15 protein-coding genes are annotated in these 17,150 nt (G+C 65.3%); 3 read left to right on the top strand and 12 right to left on the bottom strand.

All coding sequences use genetic code 11. The annotated features are described in order from the left end of the window. A partial coding sequence (locus tag MJ797_RS03430) for a hypothetical protein (RefSeq protein ID WP_239331739.1) occupies window positions 1-302 on the top strand: 302 nt, incomplete at its 5' end. Window positions 303-351: 49 nt separating this feature from the next. After that, window positions 352-549: a hypothetical protein gene (locus tag MJ797_RS03435; RefSeq protein WP_239331741.1), complete on the top strand. Its 198-nt coding sequence runs from the start codon at window positions 352-354 to the stop codon at window positions 547-549. Between the two features lie 126 nt (window positions 550-675). On the opposite strand, the gene MJ797_RS03440 is transcribed toward MJ797_RS03435, so the two are convergent. The 9 genes from MJ797_RS03440 to MJ797_RS03480 all read right to left on the bottom strand — a co-directional run bounded on the left by MJ797_RS03440 (window position 676) and on the right by MJ797_RS03480 (window position 13,852). Continuing rightward, window positions 676-1,128: a DUF2752 domain-containing protein gene (locus tag MJ797_RS03440; RefSeq protein ID WP_239331743.1), complete on the bottom strand. Its 453-nt coding sequence runs from the start codon at window positions 1,126-1,128 to the stop codon at window positions 676-678. After that, window positions 1,100-2,746 (bottom strand): protein kinase, encoded by a 1,647-nt coding sequence (locus MJ797_RS03445; protein WP_239331745.1) that lies wholly within the window; start codon window positions 2,744-2,746, stop codon window positions 1,100-1,102. The genes MJ797_RS03440 and MJ797_RS03445 overlap by 29 nt, the downstream gene beginning before the upstream one ends. Before the next feature lie 347 nt (window positions 2,747-3,093). Continuing rightward, the gene (locus MJ797_RS03450) at window positions 3,094-4,758 is read right to left on the bottom strand and encodes a glycosyltransferase family 39 protein (protein WP_239331747.1); all 1,665 of its coding nucleotides are present in this window, start codon (window positions 4,756-4,758) and stop codon (window positions 3,094-3,096) included. Further along, the gene (locus MJ797_RS03455) at window positions 4,755-6,599 is read right to left on the bottom strand and encodes a glycosyltransferase (RefSeq protein WP_239331749.1); all 1,845 of its coding nucleotides are present in this window, start codon (window positions 6,597-6,599) and stop codon (window positions 4,755-4,757) included. The genes MJ797_RS03450 and MJ797_RS03455 overlap by 4 nt, the downstream gene beginning before the upstream one ends. Window positions 6,600-6,726: 127 nt before the next feature. Next, the gene (locus MJ797_RS03460) at window positions 6,727-7,392 is read right to left on the bottom strand and encodes an SCO family protein (RefSeq protein WP_239331751.1); all 666 of its coding nucleotides are present in this window, start codon (window positions 7,390-7,392) and stop codon (window positions 6,727-6,729) included. A gap of 81 nt (window positions 7,393-7,473) precedes the next feature. After that, window positions 7,474-7,899, bottom strand: a complete 426-nt coding sequence (locus MJ797_RS03465; protein WP_239331753.1) for a hypothetical protein — start codon at window positions 7,897-7,899, stop codon at window positions 7,474-7,476. Further along, window positions 7,896-10,637 (bottom strand): PA14 domain-containing protein, encoded by a 2,742-nt coding sequence (locus tag MJ797_RS03470; protein WP_239331755.1) that lies wholly within the window; start codon window positions 10,635-10,637, stop codon window positions 7,896-7,898. Before MJ797_RS03470 ends, MJ797_RS03465 begins: the two co-directional genes overlap by 4 nt. A gap of 63 nt (window positions 10,638-10,700) precedes the next feature. After that, window positions 10,701-11,963 carry a glycosyltransferase family 2 protein gene (locus tag MJ797_RS03475; protein WP_239331757.1) on the bottom strand — a complete coding sequence of 421 codons (1,263 nt, stop codon included), beginning with the start codon at window positions 11,961-11,963 and terminating at the stop codon, window positions 10,701-10,703. A 1,073-nt stretch (window positions 11,964-13,036) separates the two neighbouring features. Next, entirely contained in the window at window positions 13,037-13,852 is an 816-nt protein-coding gene (locus MJ797_RS03480; protein ID WP_239331759.1) for a hypothetical protein, read from the bottom strand. Here MJ797_RS03480 and MJ797_RS03485 point away from each other — a divergent pair. Continuing rightward, window positions 13,842-14,354, top strand: coding sequence for a hypothetical protein (locus MJ797_RS03485; protein ID WP_239331761.1), 513 nt, complete (start codon window positions 13,842-13,844; stop codon window positions 14,352-14,354). The genes MJ797_RS03480 and MJ797_RS03485 overlap by 11 nt on opposite strands. A gap of 44 nt (window positions 14,355-14,398) precedes the next feature. Here the strand turns inward: MJ797_RS03485 and MJ797_RS03490 are convergent, their stop codons facing one another. The 3 genes from MJ797_RS03490 to MJ797_RS03500 all read right to left on the bottom strand — a co-directional run. Next, on the bottom strand, window positions 14,399-15,010 hold the full coding sequence (locus tag MJ797_RS03490) for a hypothetical protein (RefSeq protein WP_239331763.1): 612 nt from the start codon (window positions 15,008-15,010) through the stop codon (window positions 14,399-14,401). 156 nt (window positions 15,011-15,166) lie between these two features. Next, a complete protein-coding gene (locus MJ797_RS03495) occupies window positions 15,167-15,670 on the bottom strand; it encodes a hypothetical protein (protein ID WP_239331765.1) in 504 nt (167 codons plus the stop codon). A gap of 29 nt (window positions 15,671-15,699) precedes the next feature. Continuing rightward, on the bottom strand, window positions 15,700-17,150 hold a 1,451-nt coding region (locus tag MJ797_RS03500), incomplete at its 5' end, for a galactose oxidase early set domain-containing protein (protein ID WP_239331767.1).

Below are 17,150 nucleotides of genomic sequence, written 5' to 3' on the forward strand. Positions count from 1 at the left end.
CCGACCACCCAGCCGATACGCACATGGGGGATGCCGTGGTAGCACCGAAGACCTACACCCGCCGGCCGGTCGCGTCCGCCCGGCTTCACCGGCAATCCGATGAGCCCCGGTTCCCGCGGCTCGACCAGTCCGTCCCCTACGTGATCGTCGCGCTTGGCCCGGACGGGCGCCCGGACAGTGCATTATTGATCTTCCCGACGGCACGTGCGGCCGAGGCACACGCCCAGGCGTACCGGCTCGCCGACTACCGAGTAGTTCCGGCCGTGTTCGCACGCCTTCGTCCGCCCCGGCCGGAGGCGTGAAGACCAGGCACGCGGACTATTCAGCGGGAGACGAATCGGGACAGCGCGGGTGAACGGACAGGAGGACACGCGCGGTGCGCGCGTTCTCACGAGCAAGATCACCGGAGGCGTTGATCTGCGCGTGAGCGTCGGTGTCGATACGGACGAGCTGATCAGGGTGCTGGAGACCTACGTGCCGGGCAGCGCACGGCTGCGGCTGGCCATGCGGGAGGGACAGGAGCTCGTTTTCAGATTTGAGCGGATGTGAGCGCTGCATCCGCTCATTCACATTGATCAGCTAAGAGCGCCCGGCAGTAGGGGCCGCGCCGCCCGTAGCGGTGGCTTCCATGCCCAAGAAGCCAACCCACCGTGGTCAGGTCACGGTCCAGGACGCTCACAGCGCCGAACAGGCAGACGCCGGTGCCAGGGGCCAGCCGGGCAGGTTCCGCACGACCATCCAGACAAGCGCGCCAGCGGCCAGCCCGTGCGCAAGCGCTCTGGGAACAGGTGCCTGCTCACCCAGCCAGGCCGCCCGTGCCCGCCGCCAGCCCAGGTGGACCAGAACAGGGCTACAGAGCAGTACGAAGAGATTGTCGTGAACCGCGGCCCGCAACCGACCGTGCAACAGATCGTGAACCAGCCGAAGCCCGCCGCACGCCGGGCAGTCAAGCCCGGTGACAAACTTCGCCGGGCACACCGGCATGACCGCAGCCGCATCGTGCGGGTCGACGACGGCAAGGTAACCCACGCCCAGCGCGCCCGCGGCCGCGCCAAGCAGCAGGCGGGTACGGCCCGTTCCAACGACCGAACGGCCCTGATCAATCACGAAGTGGCCGGCCCTGTACATCGCGAACATTACCGGTGAGCATCAGGACCCCGTCGATCAACGCCCAGACCCCGAAACCACCGCAGGTGAACAACTGGGCGAGCGCGATGGCGGTGTCGCCCAGGTACCAGCGTCCGGCCCCGAACACACCCAGGAAAATCTGCAGCAGGCCGGCGACGAGCTTCTGCTTATCCGAGTACGGTTCGCCGGTGACCGGATCACGTCCGAACGGGGCTGATACATCGTATTGTCCCTGGGCATAACCTGGCGGGGCGGGATATCCCGGATTGACCGGGTAGTACCCCGGGCTCGGCGGATAGCCAGGACCCGCCTGATAGCCGGGTAGGCCCTGCTGACCGGAGCCGAGCGGATATCCGGCAGCGGCCTGCGGCCCTGCGCCTGCCTGATAGCCAGCGCTCTGTTGCTGCCCAGGACTCTGCTGCCCCGGGGTCTGGTAACCGGGGCTTGGCTGCCCCGGGGTCTGGTAACCGGGGCTTGGCTGCCCAGGGCTCTGGTACCCGGGATTTGGCCGCCCCGGGGTCTGGTACCCGGGATTTGGCTGGCCGGGACTTGGCGGATACCCGGGAACGGCCTGATATGCGGCGTTCGACGGGCGCGCCGCGGGCGCGGCCGGCGGCTGCGCAACCCATGGTGACGAAGGCTGGGCTGCGGGCGGCGGACCCGGCGGGCGGGGGACAGGCGCCGGTATCTGCCAACTGGGCTGCGCCAGCAGAAGGTCAGCGGCATCACGGACGTCGTCGGCGAGGCGTAGTCCGATGCCGGCACGGGTGGTCCAGCGAGGGCCGTAACCGCGGGCCGCGGCAGCCGCAAGATCAAGAGCGAAGGCGTGTGCGGAGGGCTGGCGAGCGGCCGGATCCTTGGCCAGAGCCCGCAGAACCGCCTCGGCCACCGGAGCGGGCACACCCACCAACGGTGGTGGCGGCGAGTAAAGGTGATGATAGCCCAGGGCGTGCGACGACAGCGCCGGATCGAACAGCGGTGTCCCGACGAGCAGCTCGTACAGGAGTACCCCGAGGGCGTACAGGTCGGTGGGCGGCCCCAACCGACCGCCGACGAGCTGTTCGGGCGCCATGTACTTCGGGGTCCCGATGAGCATGCTCGCGGTGGCCGCTGACCCGTCGAAAATCTTCGCGATCCCGAAGTCGGTGACCTTGAGCAGGCCGCCGGTGTCGAACAAAATGTTGTCGGGCTTGATGTCGCGGTGCAGTACCCCCTGGGCATGCGCGCAGGCCAGCGCTGCGGCCACCGCCAGACCGACCGCGCAGGCACCCTCCGGCGGGATGCCCGCCCGCCGACGGGTCAGTGTCCCTCCACCCAGCAGCTCCATGACGATCAGATGCAGCTCGTCGGCCTCGACGTAATCGTAGACCCGCACGACATGCGGATGATCCATCGCGGCGAGGATCCGTGCCTCGGCCTTGAAACCGCCTGGCGCGTTCTCCTGCGCCGGGGACAGCACCTTGATCGCAACATCTCGATCAAGATCGCGGTGCCGGCCCGCTAACACCAGCCCGAAGGCGCCCGCGCCCAGCTTGGCGCCCAACTCGTAGCTGGGGAGCGCCTCGGCCACCTGCGCCTCGTTGATGATCACGAGGTGGACGCCGCCACGTGCCGCCACCCGCTGAACAGCATCACAAAATCACCCATACATCCCTCAACGCGATGGGGTAATCCTAACCCCGCCCGATCCCACGGACGGAACCGGAACGCCAGCGCGCCGGACAGGGCGGTCCGCGCCGGACAGGGTGCTCATGGACGTACCGGCGCCCGCGGGTCAGCAGCCCGGCGGCGGGGCTGCCACCTCGACCGGACAACCCGGCTTAGAGCGCCCGGCAACAGGGGTGTGGATCAAGGAGCGGGGCTGGGGTGCGTGCATCGCGAGGCGGCGGAGGGAGTCACCCTGGTTGTGGGGCACGCACCTCGCCGCATCGCTCCCCATCCATCGCTGCGCGATGCACGGGTACCCTATTGCCGGGCGCTCTTAATCACCTTACGGACCGTGATTTGCCCATCCGGCCCGAACGACTTCACCACGACCGAGTGCCGCAGGCCCTCGGCCACCAGCGGCAGATCATGAAGAGTCGACGGCATCAGCTGACCGAGAACGAAGTAGTCAACGTCCTGCCAGCCGTTCTTCAGTTTCCCGCGAACCGCGGGGTCAAGATCAAGTTTATAGAACCAGATCGGGTCCGGCTTCTTGCCCGCAATCACGAGATCGGTCCAGATGTTGTCATCCGTCACGACGGTGTGACCATTGGGAACGTTCTCGATATACCAACGCGCAGCGTCCCGGCTCGGCCTGCTGTCATCGGCGGCCAGCGCCGTACCCAGCTTCGGCGCCCACTCGCCGGGCAGCGCCACCAATCCAGCGATCAGCACGCCGACCACCAGGGCCAGCCGCGTGGCCCTGGCCGCGGCGACCCGGCGCCGGCTGGCGCGCGTGTGCGGCTCGCGGTCCGCGCTGTCGGGTGCGCCGCGTGCCGGTACGCGGGGAAGGGTCACGTCCAGCATGCCGGCCGCGCACAGTGCCGCGAATGGCAACATCGCCGTCACGTAGGCATACGGCATGTAGCCGTCGCGGAACATGAAGACAACCTGGATCAGCAGGAGCGCCGCGACCATCCGAAGACGCCTGACGAAAAGTGCCGGGATTGCGGTGACGACGCCGGCGCCCAGCAGATAGGGATCCATGTGCAGCCACAGACCGGCCATGCCCTGTGTGCCGCTGCCCGCCTGCAGCAGGCTTCCGCTCGCGGTCCGCTCGAAGAGCTGCCATTTGACCGCCCGGATGAGCGAGACGTGACCCGTCCCCTCGAGCAGCTCGTTCTTCGCCACCGCGTACAGGACGTAGATCCCACAGATCACCGTCAGGAATCCGAGAAAATTGCGACGCACGAACCGCCAGTTACGCGGGTCGCGATTCTGCCGGAGCAGAAGGTAGACACCCGGCAGGAGCATCAGGGACGTTTCCTTCGACCAGAAGGCGAACGCCATGAAGACGCCGGAGGCGACGGCTGCCCCCACGCTGCGGCGTGTTGACACCGCGCAGACCAGCGCTGCCAGCACCCACAGCACCGCGATGTTGTCGAGGAACGCAAGCCGCTGATACCACACCGCGAGCGGTGCCAGGGAGAACAACCCGACAGCAAGACCGGCGAAAACACGGCGAAACCCGAGACGGCGGGCGAGCAGGTACAGGAGCGCGCAACTGACCAGGTGGACGACGAGCATGCACTCACGCGCGGCCGTCACCGCCGACGGCGCCCGCTCGAATGCGTTTGTGACGGTCGTGTAGATGGCTATGAGCAGCCAGCCACCGAAAGGATGATCATACCAATACGTGTAGTGGGTGATCTGGCCCCGGTACTGCATGGCATATGCCTGGGCCGCGTACGTGCCCTCGTCGTCGTTGATCCGGCCCGGCCAGCCATCGAGGTTGAGTCCGTGCACCAGCCCACAGGCGACGAGAAGGGCTGTCAGCAGAGCCAGGCTCCGCCAGTGGAGGGACAGCCAGCCGGCGATACGCGCTCGGGTGACGGTAACGCGGTCCCCGGGTACCCGGCCGGCCCGAGAAGCACCACCGTCGGCGACAGTGCCCGGGGGCGCGACCGGCAGCGTGGTCGTGGTCACGAAACCCCTTTGAGTTCGGCGGTACCCGGCAGCACCACGTGGTGGGCGCCGACATGTGTGGTCTTCTCCCACTGGACCTTGCCCTGGAGCAGCCGCACCATAGCGCGCAGCGCCGCCGCGGACAGGACCAGCTGATACACCGGCGCGCTCACCAGCAATCGGGCACTGTCGAGAAATCCTACCTTGAGATGATATGCATCAGCAAATTCCCGGAAAGCAGCCTGTTCCATCAGGGTCATCATGACCATTGCCAGTAGCGGGAGCCAGAAAATAATCACAAGCCCCACGGGAGCCGACAGAAAAAATGTGAGTAGCACAGACGTCGGCAACGCCAGCCCGGCGGCTGCCTGGAAAAATGGCATCAACAGCATTTCAACGGCGAGCGCTCGTCGGCGCCGCCCCGGGAGCTGACGCCAGTCGCCTTTTTGGAACACCTGGATGAAACCCATCATCCACCGGGTCCGCTGGACCACCAGTTTGCCCAGTGTCTCCGGTGTCTCTTCGCGGGTGGTGAGCTCCGGATGATAGAAGACCATGGTCTCGACGCCCGCCACCGAGGCTCGTACACCGAGATCACAGTCCTCGGTCAGGCAGGAGACATCCCAGCCGCCCAGCTGGTTGAGAACCTCGCGCCGGATGAAGACCGTGTTGCCACCGAGCGGAATGAAACGCGCCACTGCCTGGTAGCGCAGCCTCGACATGAACCAGATGTAGTACTCAAGGCAGTTACGTGCCCGCCACCATGATGTGGCGCTGTTGCACCACGAGGTCACAGCGCGCAACAGCCCGGCTGACTCCGGTCGTCGCCAGCCCGTCCCGCGGAAATTCATCAGCTGGACACCGCCCTGGAAAATCCCGACCTCGGGATGATGGCTGGCCAGCGTGTTCACGTAACCGAGCAGACCGTCCGCGATCAACGACTCCGCGTCCACGATACCGATCAGATCACCGCGGCAGTACCGCCGCGCGTCCTCGAGTGAGAGCGGCTTGCTGCGCATTGCGCTGCGCGGTGTCACCACCCGCACGTTGGGATGGCTGTCGGCAAACTCCTGCGCCACCGCACGTGTTTCCCGGTCGGCCTCATCGTCGGACACGACGACAACGAGATCGAAAAGATCCGCTGGATAGGACCCAGCCAGCACCTGGGCAAGGGTGCGCCCGAGGACGGGCTCCTCCCGCGCGGGCACGATCAGTGAAAAAGTGTGCCGAGCCGGCGCGCGGTCCTCCAGGTTCACGTGGTCAACCCGTTCCGGCCGCTGCCAGCTGTACTGCGCTCGGGCCAGGGTCAGGCCGGCGACGAACAGCATCGCGAGCGACACCGTGGTCCACCCGACGAGTACCACGCCGTCGCGATGCGGATACAATGTATTGGCCGTCACCACAAGTAGCGGTAGTGTCGACAAGACGAGACAGCCCCGAAAGAAACGAAACAGCGGGGTGTCCGCGGTGGATCCGAGGACAAGCCAGTCACAGACCAACGGGTAGGTGAAGGCCACCACCACCGCGCTCACCAGGGCGGCAAACAGGTGGCGCATGCTGGCCTGACCGATGACCGCGGCGCTGTGGTCGGTTCTGGCCAGCTCGACGAAAATGAGCCAGCCGACCGTCTCGGTCGAGCCGCGGGCGGCGACGGACCAGAGCCAGTTCCCGTTTCGGCGGCGCCGGGTGAAATCATGTCCCAGGCCCCACGGGAGAAGCGCCGAAGCTACTGCTGAATACCCGTACGCGGCCCGGTCACCCACGCCGAGAAACCACGCGAACACGACCAGCACCGTGACGCGGACGAACACGCTCGTCCCACCGCCGACCGCGAAACGCAGCCGTCCGGGCAGGCTCTCCAAACGGGCTCGCGTCGGCGGTGATGGAGCAGGCGCATGGATGGAGTTCACAGCTTCCTACCTGAATTGTCTAGTAGGCCCGCGGGACACGCAATGTAAACGGCCCGCTCCGGCCGGAATTTGCGAATTCTCACGAAACGGCTACCAGCCGGGGGAGGTCCGCCGCATAATCCGCGACCGTGGTATCGGAAAAGTAGCGAACATGCTCGGTGTTATCGGCACCGTAGCCGGCGACCTGGGCTGCGTGCACCACGTCGTACTGACCGCCCGGTACCTGTTGCGCACTCGCGAGCGGCACGCCAGCGGCCTTTTGGGCGACAGCAAGCTGTGCTGGTGAACCGGTGAGCCCGATGAATGTGGGATCAAACTGGTTCAACCATCGACGGAGTACTCCCGCGGTGTCCCGGCCGGGGTCGGTCGTAACGAAGACGACCATTATTGCGGAGCCGACGGGCGAGCTCACCAGTTGCTTGGCCGCGGCGATGTCAGCCATTGTCGTCGGGCAGACATCCGGGCAGTTCGTGTAGCCGAAGAACAGCAGTGTGGCCCGGCCAGCCGTTTCCTTCGCGAAGTCGAAGCTCCGGCCGGAGGTGTCGGCCAGGGTGAACGACGGCCGGGGCCGGGAAACCCGCACGGCGGTGCCATGCCAGCCATCCGCCGCCGTCCCAGCAACGGATGACGGGCCTGCGGACGATCGCGCCAGCGCCGGTGCGGGCGGCGATGAGCCGGTGTCCGCCGGGTGTGCGGCCGTACCCGTCGACGAGACGGCACACCCGGCGAGACAGCACAATGCCACGGCCACGATCCAGTGACGGGTGGGTCGCCGACGCCCGGAACGAACATCGAATCGCAGTGGCATTCCGCAGCCTTTCTGGGGTTACCCGGCGCAGACGGTCGTACCGCGGGGTGCCGTCCTGCCAGGGCCGGCGAGATGCTTGCTGTCTGTGCCGATCACTTTGAGCGGGCCGAATCCGGCCGCTCGCAGAAAGGCACAGTCGACCGCGTGGCCGCCGGGAGCGGTCTTCGGGACGCAGACGCTGGAATTACCCGCCGCGTCCGCGTAATTGTGGTCACACCCGTCCACCCACAGCGTCGCCGGGGAGGGGCGACCATTTCCATGCGGCTGCACCCGACCGCTGAGATCCCGGTTACCTGGGCCCCAGGAATGCTCAACCGCGACCTGGCGGACGTGTCCGCCGGCCGGCATGGTCGAGTTCGGCCCGGTCACCCGCAGGGCGACGAGCAGCCCGGCAGCGACGCATGCCGCGGCGGTCATGCCGAGCAGAATTCTTTTTCTGGTCATCCGACATGCACCCACTTGGCCACGGACGGTACCCCGTTCATATCCTGGGCGAACATCATGTAATAGCCGGCTGGCAGCAGGTTGGGATTGTCCGGCACTGTCACGCTGACATCCCGGCCCGTTCCGGACAGCGGCAGGTCGACACTGCGCTGGTTCGGGTCGGACTGATGGGTCACCGACGCCGGGCGGATCAGTGTGACGCGACCGATGTTCCCGCTCACTGTCAGCTTCTGTGCCGACCCGTAATCGAACTGGTCGGCAGCGTTGGAAATTGTCGGGCGATCCCTGGACATGTACCAAGGGGAGTAGATCGAAATGCCCAGATCGAATTCGCCGGTAGCCGGATTGTTCCCGATCGTCGCCACCCGGCCGTCCGGCAGCAGGAACGCCTCCGAGTGGTACATCCGATCGGCCGGGTCCGCCGGCAGCGACGTGAACGCGTTGGCCGCTGGGTCGTAGATGGACGCCTCGTGCACGGCGAACTCGGGATAGTTGTGCTTCGCGCCGCCGGTCTCGAACACCTTGCCGTCGGGCAGAATGACGGCGCTCACGTACATCTTGGCCGCCGGCAGGTCCGGCCCGGCCGTCCACTGTGGATCATCCTTGCTGAGATCGATGATGTCCGTGTGGTTCGTCGGGTCCAGGTCGCTGTAGGAGTTACCGCCGCCGAAGTTCGCGACCTTCTGGGCCTGCGCCGGCGGCAGCAGAACCGTGGCGCCCTGATCCCGGAAGTCGATATCCCGCAGCCCCGGGACATCGGTGATTGTCCCAGTGTCGACATCGTAGATCTCCGACCCCGAGGTGTTCGGGAGCGCGTTGCCGAAGGTGTGTGTACCGCCGTAGAAGAGCCGGCCGTCCGACATCAGCACCATGGTCGGATAGAGACCCCAGTAGAAATACGTCTGCGGCACGTTGTTGAAGGGCTTCCACTGGCCTTTCTTGGAGTCGAACATCTCGACCGCGACGTTTCCGGAGCCGTTCTCGTTGAGCCCGCCGGTGGCGAACACGTCACCGTTACCGAGGTTCACCAGGGAGGGGTACCAGTGCCCGCCCCCCGGCATGTCATTCGTCTTGGTATAGGTACCGGCCATCGGGTCAAAGATGTAGCTGCTCGCGAGACCCTTGTAGTTGGTTGTGGGTGTCGGGTACGCGAGCGTGCCGCCGGCCAGCAGGATTCGTCCGTCAGCCAGCTGGGTGTGCCCGACGCAGAACAGGTCCTCTTGCGTGGGAACATCGGCGAACTCACCGGTTGACGGGTTCCAGACCTTGGAGACGAACTGGTTCTTCACCGCCGCGGCCCCGTTGTTGCCGGATCCGGCAACAAGCAGGACGTTCCCCGTACGCAACACGGTGGCATGCACCGAACGCACCGGGGAGTCGTACGGCAGGGTCTGCCAGGAGCCCTGGCAGTCGCCCGTGCAACCACCCGGTGGCGGTGGTGGCAGGTCCCCCGCGGCTCCCCCACCGGTGTAACCGGCCCGCACAAGCCCGCTGCCACCGCCCTGGTAGTACTCGACGCTGACCACGTGTTTCCCGGCGGTGACGGGCACGGTCGCCGTATAGGTCGTCGGCCCCTGGTCCTGCCATTGGTTGATGACAAGCGTGCCGTCGACGTAGACGCGCACGCCATCGTCGGCCGTCACCGTGAGCGTGCTGTTCCCAGCCCGGAACTGGTCAGTCCGGCTCCAGCGCGCGGAGAAGTTGTACGCTCCGATGCCGTCCACGCCCGGCCCCTTCTCACCGAAATCGTGGCTGAGCGTGCCCTCACAGCGTTCGGCCTTGGGCGCTCCCGACAGGATTCTGTTGGGGAAGTAGGACGCGGCCCACTGGGTGGACAGGCAGGTCAGCGACGAAGGCGGAGCCGCGGCGGCGTACGACACCCGCGCAACCGCACCACCGCCGTGTTCGAAGTACTCGGCCTTGACCGTATGGTCGCCCGCCGTGACCGTCGGGCTGGCGGTGAAAGTGGTCGGCCCCTGGTCCCGCCACTGGTCGATCACCAATGTGTCATCGACATAGACCCGAATACCGTCGTCAGCCTCGGCGGTGAACGTGACGGTCCCGGCCGCAAACTTCTCGGTCCGGACCCATCGGACCGAGAAGTTGTCCGCACTGATACCGGGGACGTCCGGTGCACCGTTCCCCCAGTCATGGCTGATGGCATCCTCGCACCGCCCGCGCGGGGTACCCGTGAGGGTGATTCCGGAGAAATACGAAGCCGTCCACTGGGTGGGCGCACAGGTCGGTGGGGGTGGCACCGGTGGTGCGTAACTGAACTGAGCGACAGCGCCTCCACCGTTCTGGTAGTACTCCACGACAATCGTGTGCTGGCCGGCGGTCACTGAGGGGTTCGCGGTGTAGGTGGTCGGTCCCTGGTCCTTCCATCCGGTTATGACGGTGGCGCCGTCCAGGAGCACCCGGATTCCGTCGTCGGCGGTCGCGGTGAAGCCGTACTCACCCGAATCCAGATAGAGCGTCCGGCTCCACCGGACCGAATAGCCGGACCCACCGAGGCCACCGATCCCGGGGCCCGCATCCCCCCAGTCAAAACTGATGTCGCGGTCACAACGCGAACCCGCCGCCGGCCCGGACAGCGTCATGTTGGCGAAGTAGTCGGCGGCCCATTGTGTGTCCGGGCAGGTGACCGCCTTCGCCGTGCCTGGGTCGACGACGGCCAGCACAGCGAACTGGATGGAGAGGATCGCGAGGAGCCCAGTCAGGACACGCCGGTGCCCCAACCTCCGGCGTCTTCCCCTAAACATTTCCGTTGCTCCTGATCGAAATTTTTCGCCGGATCATTCCTAAGCCTCCCCGGCGGTGCCGGCTGCCGACCGTCGAGGCCCGCGGAAAAAACTCCGCGCCGTACGCCTATGCTCGCTGTAGACAATCCGGTCGACCAGCACGTAACGAACACTGACAGCGATTGCCAAAGTAGCGAGAGTGGCTACCCCGATACTTGTATGCCACCGGTCCACAAAAATTCCGAGCAGCGGCAGCCGGACGACGAGATCGACGTTGTTCAACAAGGCGAACGGCACGTACCGTCGAATCATTGACTGTTTTCCGCGCTCCCAGACAAACAGGTCGCAACCGACGAAGTTCCACAGGATGGCCACCTGTGTCGCGATCACCGCAGCCGGCAGATAATGCATTCCAGCGTGGTGCAGGAGTGCGGTTCCAAAAACATTCGGCAATACCCCGGAGACGCCTACGAGCACAAACCGTGCCGCCCGTGGCAGCCGGAGCGACAAGAGCAGCCGCATAAAGCGGACGCCCTCCGACGCCGAAGCGTTCGATGTTCCGGCATGACGTTCACCGAATACATAACCGACCTCGACAACCCGCAACCGACCGGCCCGGACCAGCAGCTCAAGCAGGATCTTGTACCCGTCCGGACGGAGCCGGTCGAGGTCCAGCGCCGCGATGCGGACGAGGAAGAACCCGCTCATGACGTCCGACACACCACGCAGGCGCAGCGGGAAAAGTATGCGGGACAGCAGGTTCGCGCCAGATGACACAAGTCGGCGGCCACTGTTCGCCAAGCCCGGGGCACTACCGCCATTGGCGTACCGGCTACCGATAACAACATCGACATCTCCCGCGCCAGCCGCGGCAAAAAGTTCGGGAATCACCTCCGGTGGATGCTGCAGATCACCATCGATGATCACAGCATAGTCGGCGCGGCACAGTCGAATGCCTTCGGTGACAGCTCCGCCAAGTCCGCCTACCCGGTAGGGTGCGGGACGGTGATGGATACGGACCCGTATTCGGACCGAACCACGGAGCGCATTTATGATCTCCGGTGTGGCGTCGTCCGAATCGTCGACGAAGATAATCTCGCTGGGCAGATCGGCCAGCGCGGCGTCAAGCCGGCGCAGGAGTGCCTCGATATTCGCGGCCTCGTTCCGAGTCGGCACTACCACCGACACCATTACTTGCTCGTCCAGCCGGTAGCCGGTCACGGCTGTGGTGCGCATGCTCGAAAGCACCGCCGAGGAAGCTCGTGGCCGCGGCACCAGGTCTACCAGCTGCGCATCGAAAATGCGCTCATCAGGCATGCTCATCGCTGGTCTCCCCCCGTTCGGGACGGCGGCCGACGCGGCAACCGTCCACTGGGTACGTCAGATGCCATGACCGGGATTTCCCGGCCTGGCAGGTCAGCTGTTGTCGCGCTCCTTTGCTGTTCGCCGGCTTCTCCCGGGTCCCCCAAACGCGCTCCCGGGATTCCCGCCGGAAAAACCCAGCACAAAAACCAGCATGCTCGGTGTCGGCGACCAGGCTCCCGAAATCCGCGCCGGGCGGACCCGGTCCACCGCGAATGCTGTCGCCGAAGAAATCAGGTCAGGCGGGAAGTAGCCACCCCGATAAGTTTCCGACCCAACTGGATCAGAACGAAAACAGCTCGGCTGACAGGCATCCGACAGGTTGGTTTCGGTAAGAAGTCGGGACAAGAACTACGAATATGGCTCCCCGGATCAACTCCGCTGATGGGCTCGCGGCCCGAAGGTGCAAGGTGGGCCAAAGGTGGCGCGATCATCCTCTTTCGCGCCACCGGCGGCCCGCAGGTGCAAGGTGCAAGGTGCAAATCGTTCCGGTGTGCAGCGAACGTACCAGGAGCCGATCGAGGCCAGGGGCAGCCGAGATGTTACCCACACGTATCGATTGGTTTTCATCGCTGATGATCATGTCGTGAAATCGACCAATGCTACCGTCAGTAATGCGCTGACGTGCGAAAACTACTTAGCGTAATCAAAACGGATTCGCCAACCGGATGCTGTTTACAGGCTATGAACCGCGCCACAGACATCCTTCAGGGGCCTCTGTTTGGCCTTCCGTTGTGTCTGAAGTTGTGGGTGACATTTATGCGACACCGCGAGGCTTCGATGCACCACGGCGCCGCTTGGATGCCCGGCTCCGCCGGCCCGCTCACCTTGGTGCGTAATGTCACGCCAGCACGGATTCGAAACACGCCCTAACACGGTCGGCAGCTGGGCACGGCCACTCGGCCACCGGCCGCGCGTTCCTGTCTCCGTCTCCGCGTCGCCGCGGGTGCCAAAACTCCCGGCAGCCTGGAAGGACATGGAAAGGACCGCTCGCGGGACGGTCATTCCTGTCATCGGCTGCCGGGAGCCCGTGGTCATCTGGCCGTGGGAAAGACACCATATTTGTCGATCCCGGACCGCACCAGCGAGAGGGCGGTCGGGTCGGTGGCGAGATTCACCTGGTCCATAAAACTGAGTGCGAACAGGCCCATGGATGTCGCCTGCCGAATATAGGCATCGGTGAACAATGTTTTCAGATCGGCGGTCCATGTTTTCTGCGAACCGTTGTCCGGCTTGAAGTGAGCCACCATGACGGGACCGTACTGCCCAAGCATCCGAGTCATGTCCAGGATGTCCTGGCTGTTCGAGTCCGACTGCATTGCCTGGAAGCTCTGGAAGTCAGACTGGCGCATCACGTCCGCGAAGTAGGGGAACATCGACCGGCCGCCGCCCGTACTCGGGTCGTCGTAACGGGCCTGCCAGCCTCCCCAGCCCAGGGAGACCTTGGCGTTCGGGGCCACCGAGTGGAAGATGGACATTGCCGCCAGGTATTTGTCCTTGAGGGCAAGGTAGTAGTTCGTCACCTCTGGGCTCGGCGCCCAGGCATTGGTCTGGCAGGCGTAGGTCTGGAACTCCGTGAACAGCGTGACATAGAGTGGTGGACCGCCGGCCGCGCCCTTGAAGATATCAGCAAGCTGGCGGGTGTCATCGAGAAAAGCCGTGGACAGCGGGTAGTCGCGGCCACAGGCCGGGCCATGGGAGGTCTGATTGGTACCGACCTTGCCGGTTCCGTCAAGCCAGACCACGAGATGAATCGAACGACCGGACGCATAGGTCTGCGGAATTCGATTGCTCGCCCAGTCCCGGAGGAATCCGAGGTCGCTGGGCGAGTTGTACCAGGTGGTGAACATTCCGAGCCCGGCCGCGATGGGTGACGCCGCGTCGCTGTCCAGAGCCGGTCCGAGGCCGAAAAGAAGCTTTCCGGAGCTGTTCGCGGTGGGTGGTGAGGCGAGCGGGGCTGACGGCAACGATACGAGGCTCGGCGGGATCCCCGGGGACGTGGTCACCCGCATGGCCGGCGACGTTGTCGATGCCGGTGTAGCCGAAGGCGTCCCACCGGCCGCCGGGCCGGCCGCGGGCCGCCCGTTGCTGCCCGCGGCCGACGCCAGGGCGACCGGTGGAGTGAATGATGATGCCGGCACACCCGCGGCTGGCCGGGAGACGGCCCGCGTCGGGGGCTGGCAACCGGCCAAACCGAGGAAGGCCACGGTGACGAGTGAAATGAAGCCGACAGTCGCGGGGCCGGTACGAGCAAGCTTTGCGGTCACAAGCAGGTCCCGTCTGATCGAGATCAGTGGGCACAGCCTACGGGGCTGCCCTCGAGAGGCATCAACCGGATGCCCCATAGGCTGAATTAATGCCACAAAGTAACCGACCCGGCGATGGCGGCGACCGCGTCACCCCGTCCGTTGCAGGATCTTGCCATAGCCATCCGCATAGCTGACGTCGAGCTCGTGCGAGACGCGGAGAAGGACGGGACCGCGCACGTAGAGGTACTCGGCCTTCGCCGGGTCCGCAGCCTGCGACATGAGGAAACGCTGTCGCTGCTGGGCGTCGGCAGGAGTGCGGAAGACCTCCACGCAACCGCCCAGCCAGACGCTTCCCGGGTTCGTGTCCGGCAGCCCGTCGCGGGGTACCCGGCTGTCGACGAAGGCGGCCTTGGAGATGTAGCCACTCGATTGGCCGAAAAGATGGTCACTGTCCGTCGCAGCCGTATAGATAATGCTCGATGTCACCGGAAGCCCAGAAGCCTTGAGCTGAGCGATCAGCTCCGACGCGCTGAGGTCGCCTGGTGTGCCTGGCTGTGCGGGAGCGATCTGGGGGTCGGCAGGCAGTGTGGGGCCGGGCTGACCCGCCCCGGCGATCGCCCCCGTGGTGGGCGAGGCTACCGTGCCCGCGACAGTCGCTGCTGTACCGGCCACGGCGCTGCCGCCGCCCGAAGCACGACCTGACGAGCACGCGGCCACGAGCAGCGTGCACATAATGACCAGTCTCACCGTCTTCGACACCGAACTCCCCATGGCCGTGTCTCGCGTCGTCATGTCCTGGAATGGTGGGCCGGCCTGAATCGGCTATTGGCTCCGCCCGCCGTCAGGCCCCGGTCCAGCCGGCCGTGCTGATCCGATCCGTTGGCCAGATCAGCACGGCCACTGTCGAGACGGATGTCAGGCGTCCCCGGGCCCGCAGGCCGTGCCGTCCCCGTTCGTGTCCAACTTCAGTTGATCGCGCTTGTTCACCGGTATCGGGCCCAGGCCGTGCTGCCGCAGCCACTGGCAGCGGTCATGAGTGCCCGGCGGGAAGTTCACCGGCACGCACTGGGTCGGCAGCCCATAGTGGTGGTCACACCCGTCGACGTACTCGCTGGGAAGCCTGACCGCCGGTACCGGGGTCACCCGCTGATCGCTCGTTGTTGGCAACAGGCCCGGAGCCGGCGTCCGCGAACCCGTGATCGTCACCTCAGGGCTGGCGGATACGGCGCCGTCAGGGGCCGTGCCGGCACGCGGACTGGCGGTGGCCACATATGGGGACGTGGCCGCCGCCGGCCTGGGCGTCGCGGCGCTGGAAACTCCCGTATCGGTGTTTCCCACCACCGTCACCGCGACGGCGAGGAACACCGCGACCAGGCTCCGCCTGAGGACACGGTCGAGTCTTCCCGGTTCATCGGTCATGAGGGCTCTGCTCCTTCCGGTACCCCGTCTCATCCCACATGCACCCAGCGAGCGACCGACGGGATGTTGTTGGCATCGGTGACGAACAACATGTAATCGCCGGGCGGGGCAATGTTTGTGTTGGCGGTGAGCGTCACTGTCAGCTGACCGTTGTTGTTGACGGTTATGGGGAGGTCCACCGAACGCTGGTTCGGGTCCGACGAGTGCGTTACCGCCGCCGGCCGGATCAGCTGCGCGGACTTGATGACGACGTTGGACGTCGTGCCCACCGACTGGGTCGAACCATAGGCCCACGTAGCCGCCGCTGCCGTGATCGTCGGTCGGATCCCGTTCAACAGGTAAGGTGGCGTGTAGATCGAGACTCGCATATCGAACGAACCGTCACCCGGATTGTTCCCGATCGCGAGAACATGGCCGTCCGGCAGCAGCAGTGCCGACGAATGGTACGTCCTCGGAATCGGGTCGGTGGCCATCGGTGTGAAGCTGTTCGCGACCGGATCGTACATCGACGCCTCGTACACCGGGTCGGCCCGATTATGTAGGCCACCGCCAGTCTCGAACACCTTCCCATCCGGGAGGATGACCGCGGAGACGTACATCTTGCCGGTCGGCAGGTTCGCACCAGGGACATAGGTCGGATTCGCCTTGGACAGGTCGATGAGATCCGTCGTGTTGTTCGCGTCAACGTTGGTCTCGATGTTTCCCCCGCCGAAGGTGGCGACACGCTGGGCCTGCGCCGGCGGCAGCAGAACCGACATCGACTGGTCCCGCTGATCTTTCAGCCGGAGTCCGGGCACATCGGTCACCTGACCGGTGTCAACGTTGTAAAGATTAGCCCCGGGACCACCGTTGACGTTGTTGCCGAACACGTGTGATCCGGTGTAGAACAACCGGCCGTCCTGCAGAAGAATCATTGATGGGTACAGCCCCCAGAAACGGTAGGTCTGGGTCGGCCGCGGATTGTTCCACTTTCCGCTGGCACTGTAGAAGCGCTCGACCTCGACGGAACCGTTGCCGTTCTCGTCCAGCCCGCCGAGCGAGATCACGTCACCGTTACCGAGCTCCGTGGCGGACGGATACCAGTGACCCGTGTTGAGATCGTTCACCCGCACGTACTGATTCGTCGTCGGATCGAAGATATAGGAGGACTTGATGCCTTCGTAGCCATGGTCCGCGGTCGGGTACGCCTTGTTCCCACCCATCACCAGCAGTCGACCGTCGGCAAGCTGGACGTGACCGGTACAGAAGAAGTCATCAGGAGTGGAGACATCGGCGAAGGCGCCCGTGCTGGGATTCCACACCGACGTCTTGAAGGTACCGGCCGCGAACTGGTTGGGGTCATTACCCGACCCCGCGATGAGCAGCACGTTACCATTCTTGAGAAGTGCGGCATGGATGGCCCGGACAGGTGACTGGTAGCTGAGCACCTGCCATGATCCCTTGGTGCACGCATCACCCGCCGTGCAGGTGGAGTGTTCGG

Source organism: Protofrankia sp. CiP3, assembly GCF_917627345.1.
In the GTDB taxonomy this organism is placed as follows: domain Bacteria; phylum Actinomycetota; class Actinomycetes; order Frankiales; family Frankiaceae; genus Protofrankia.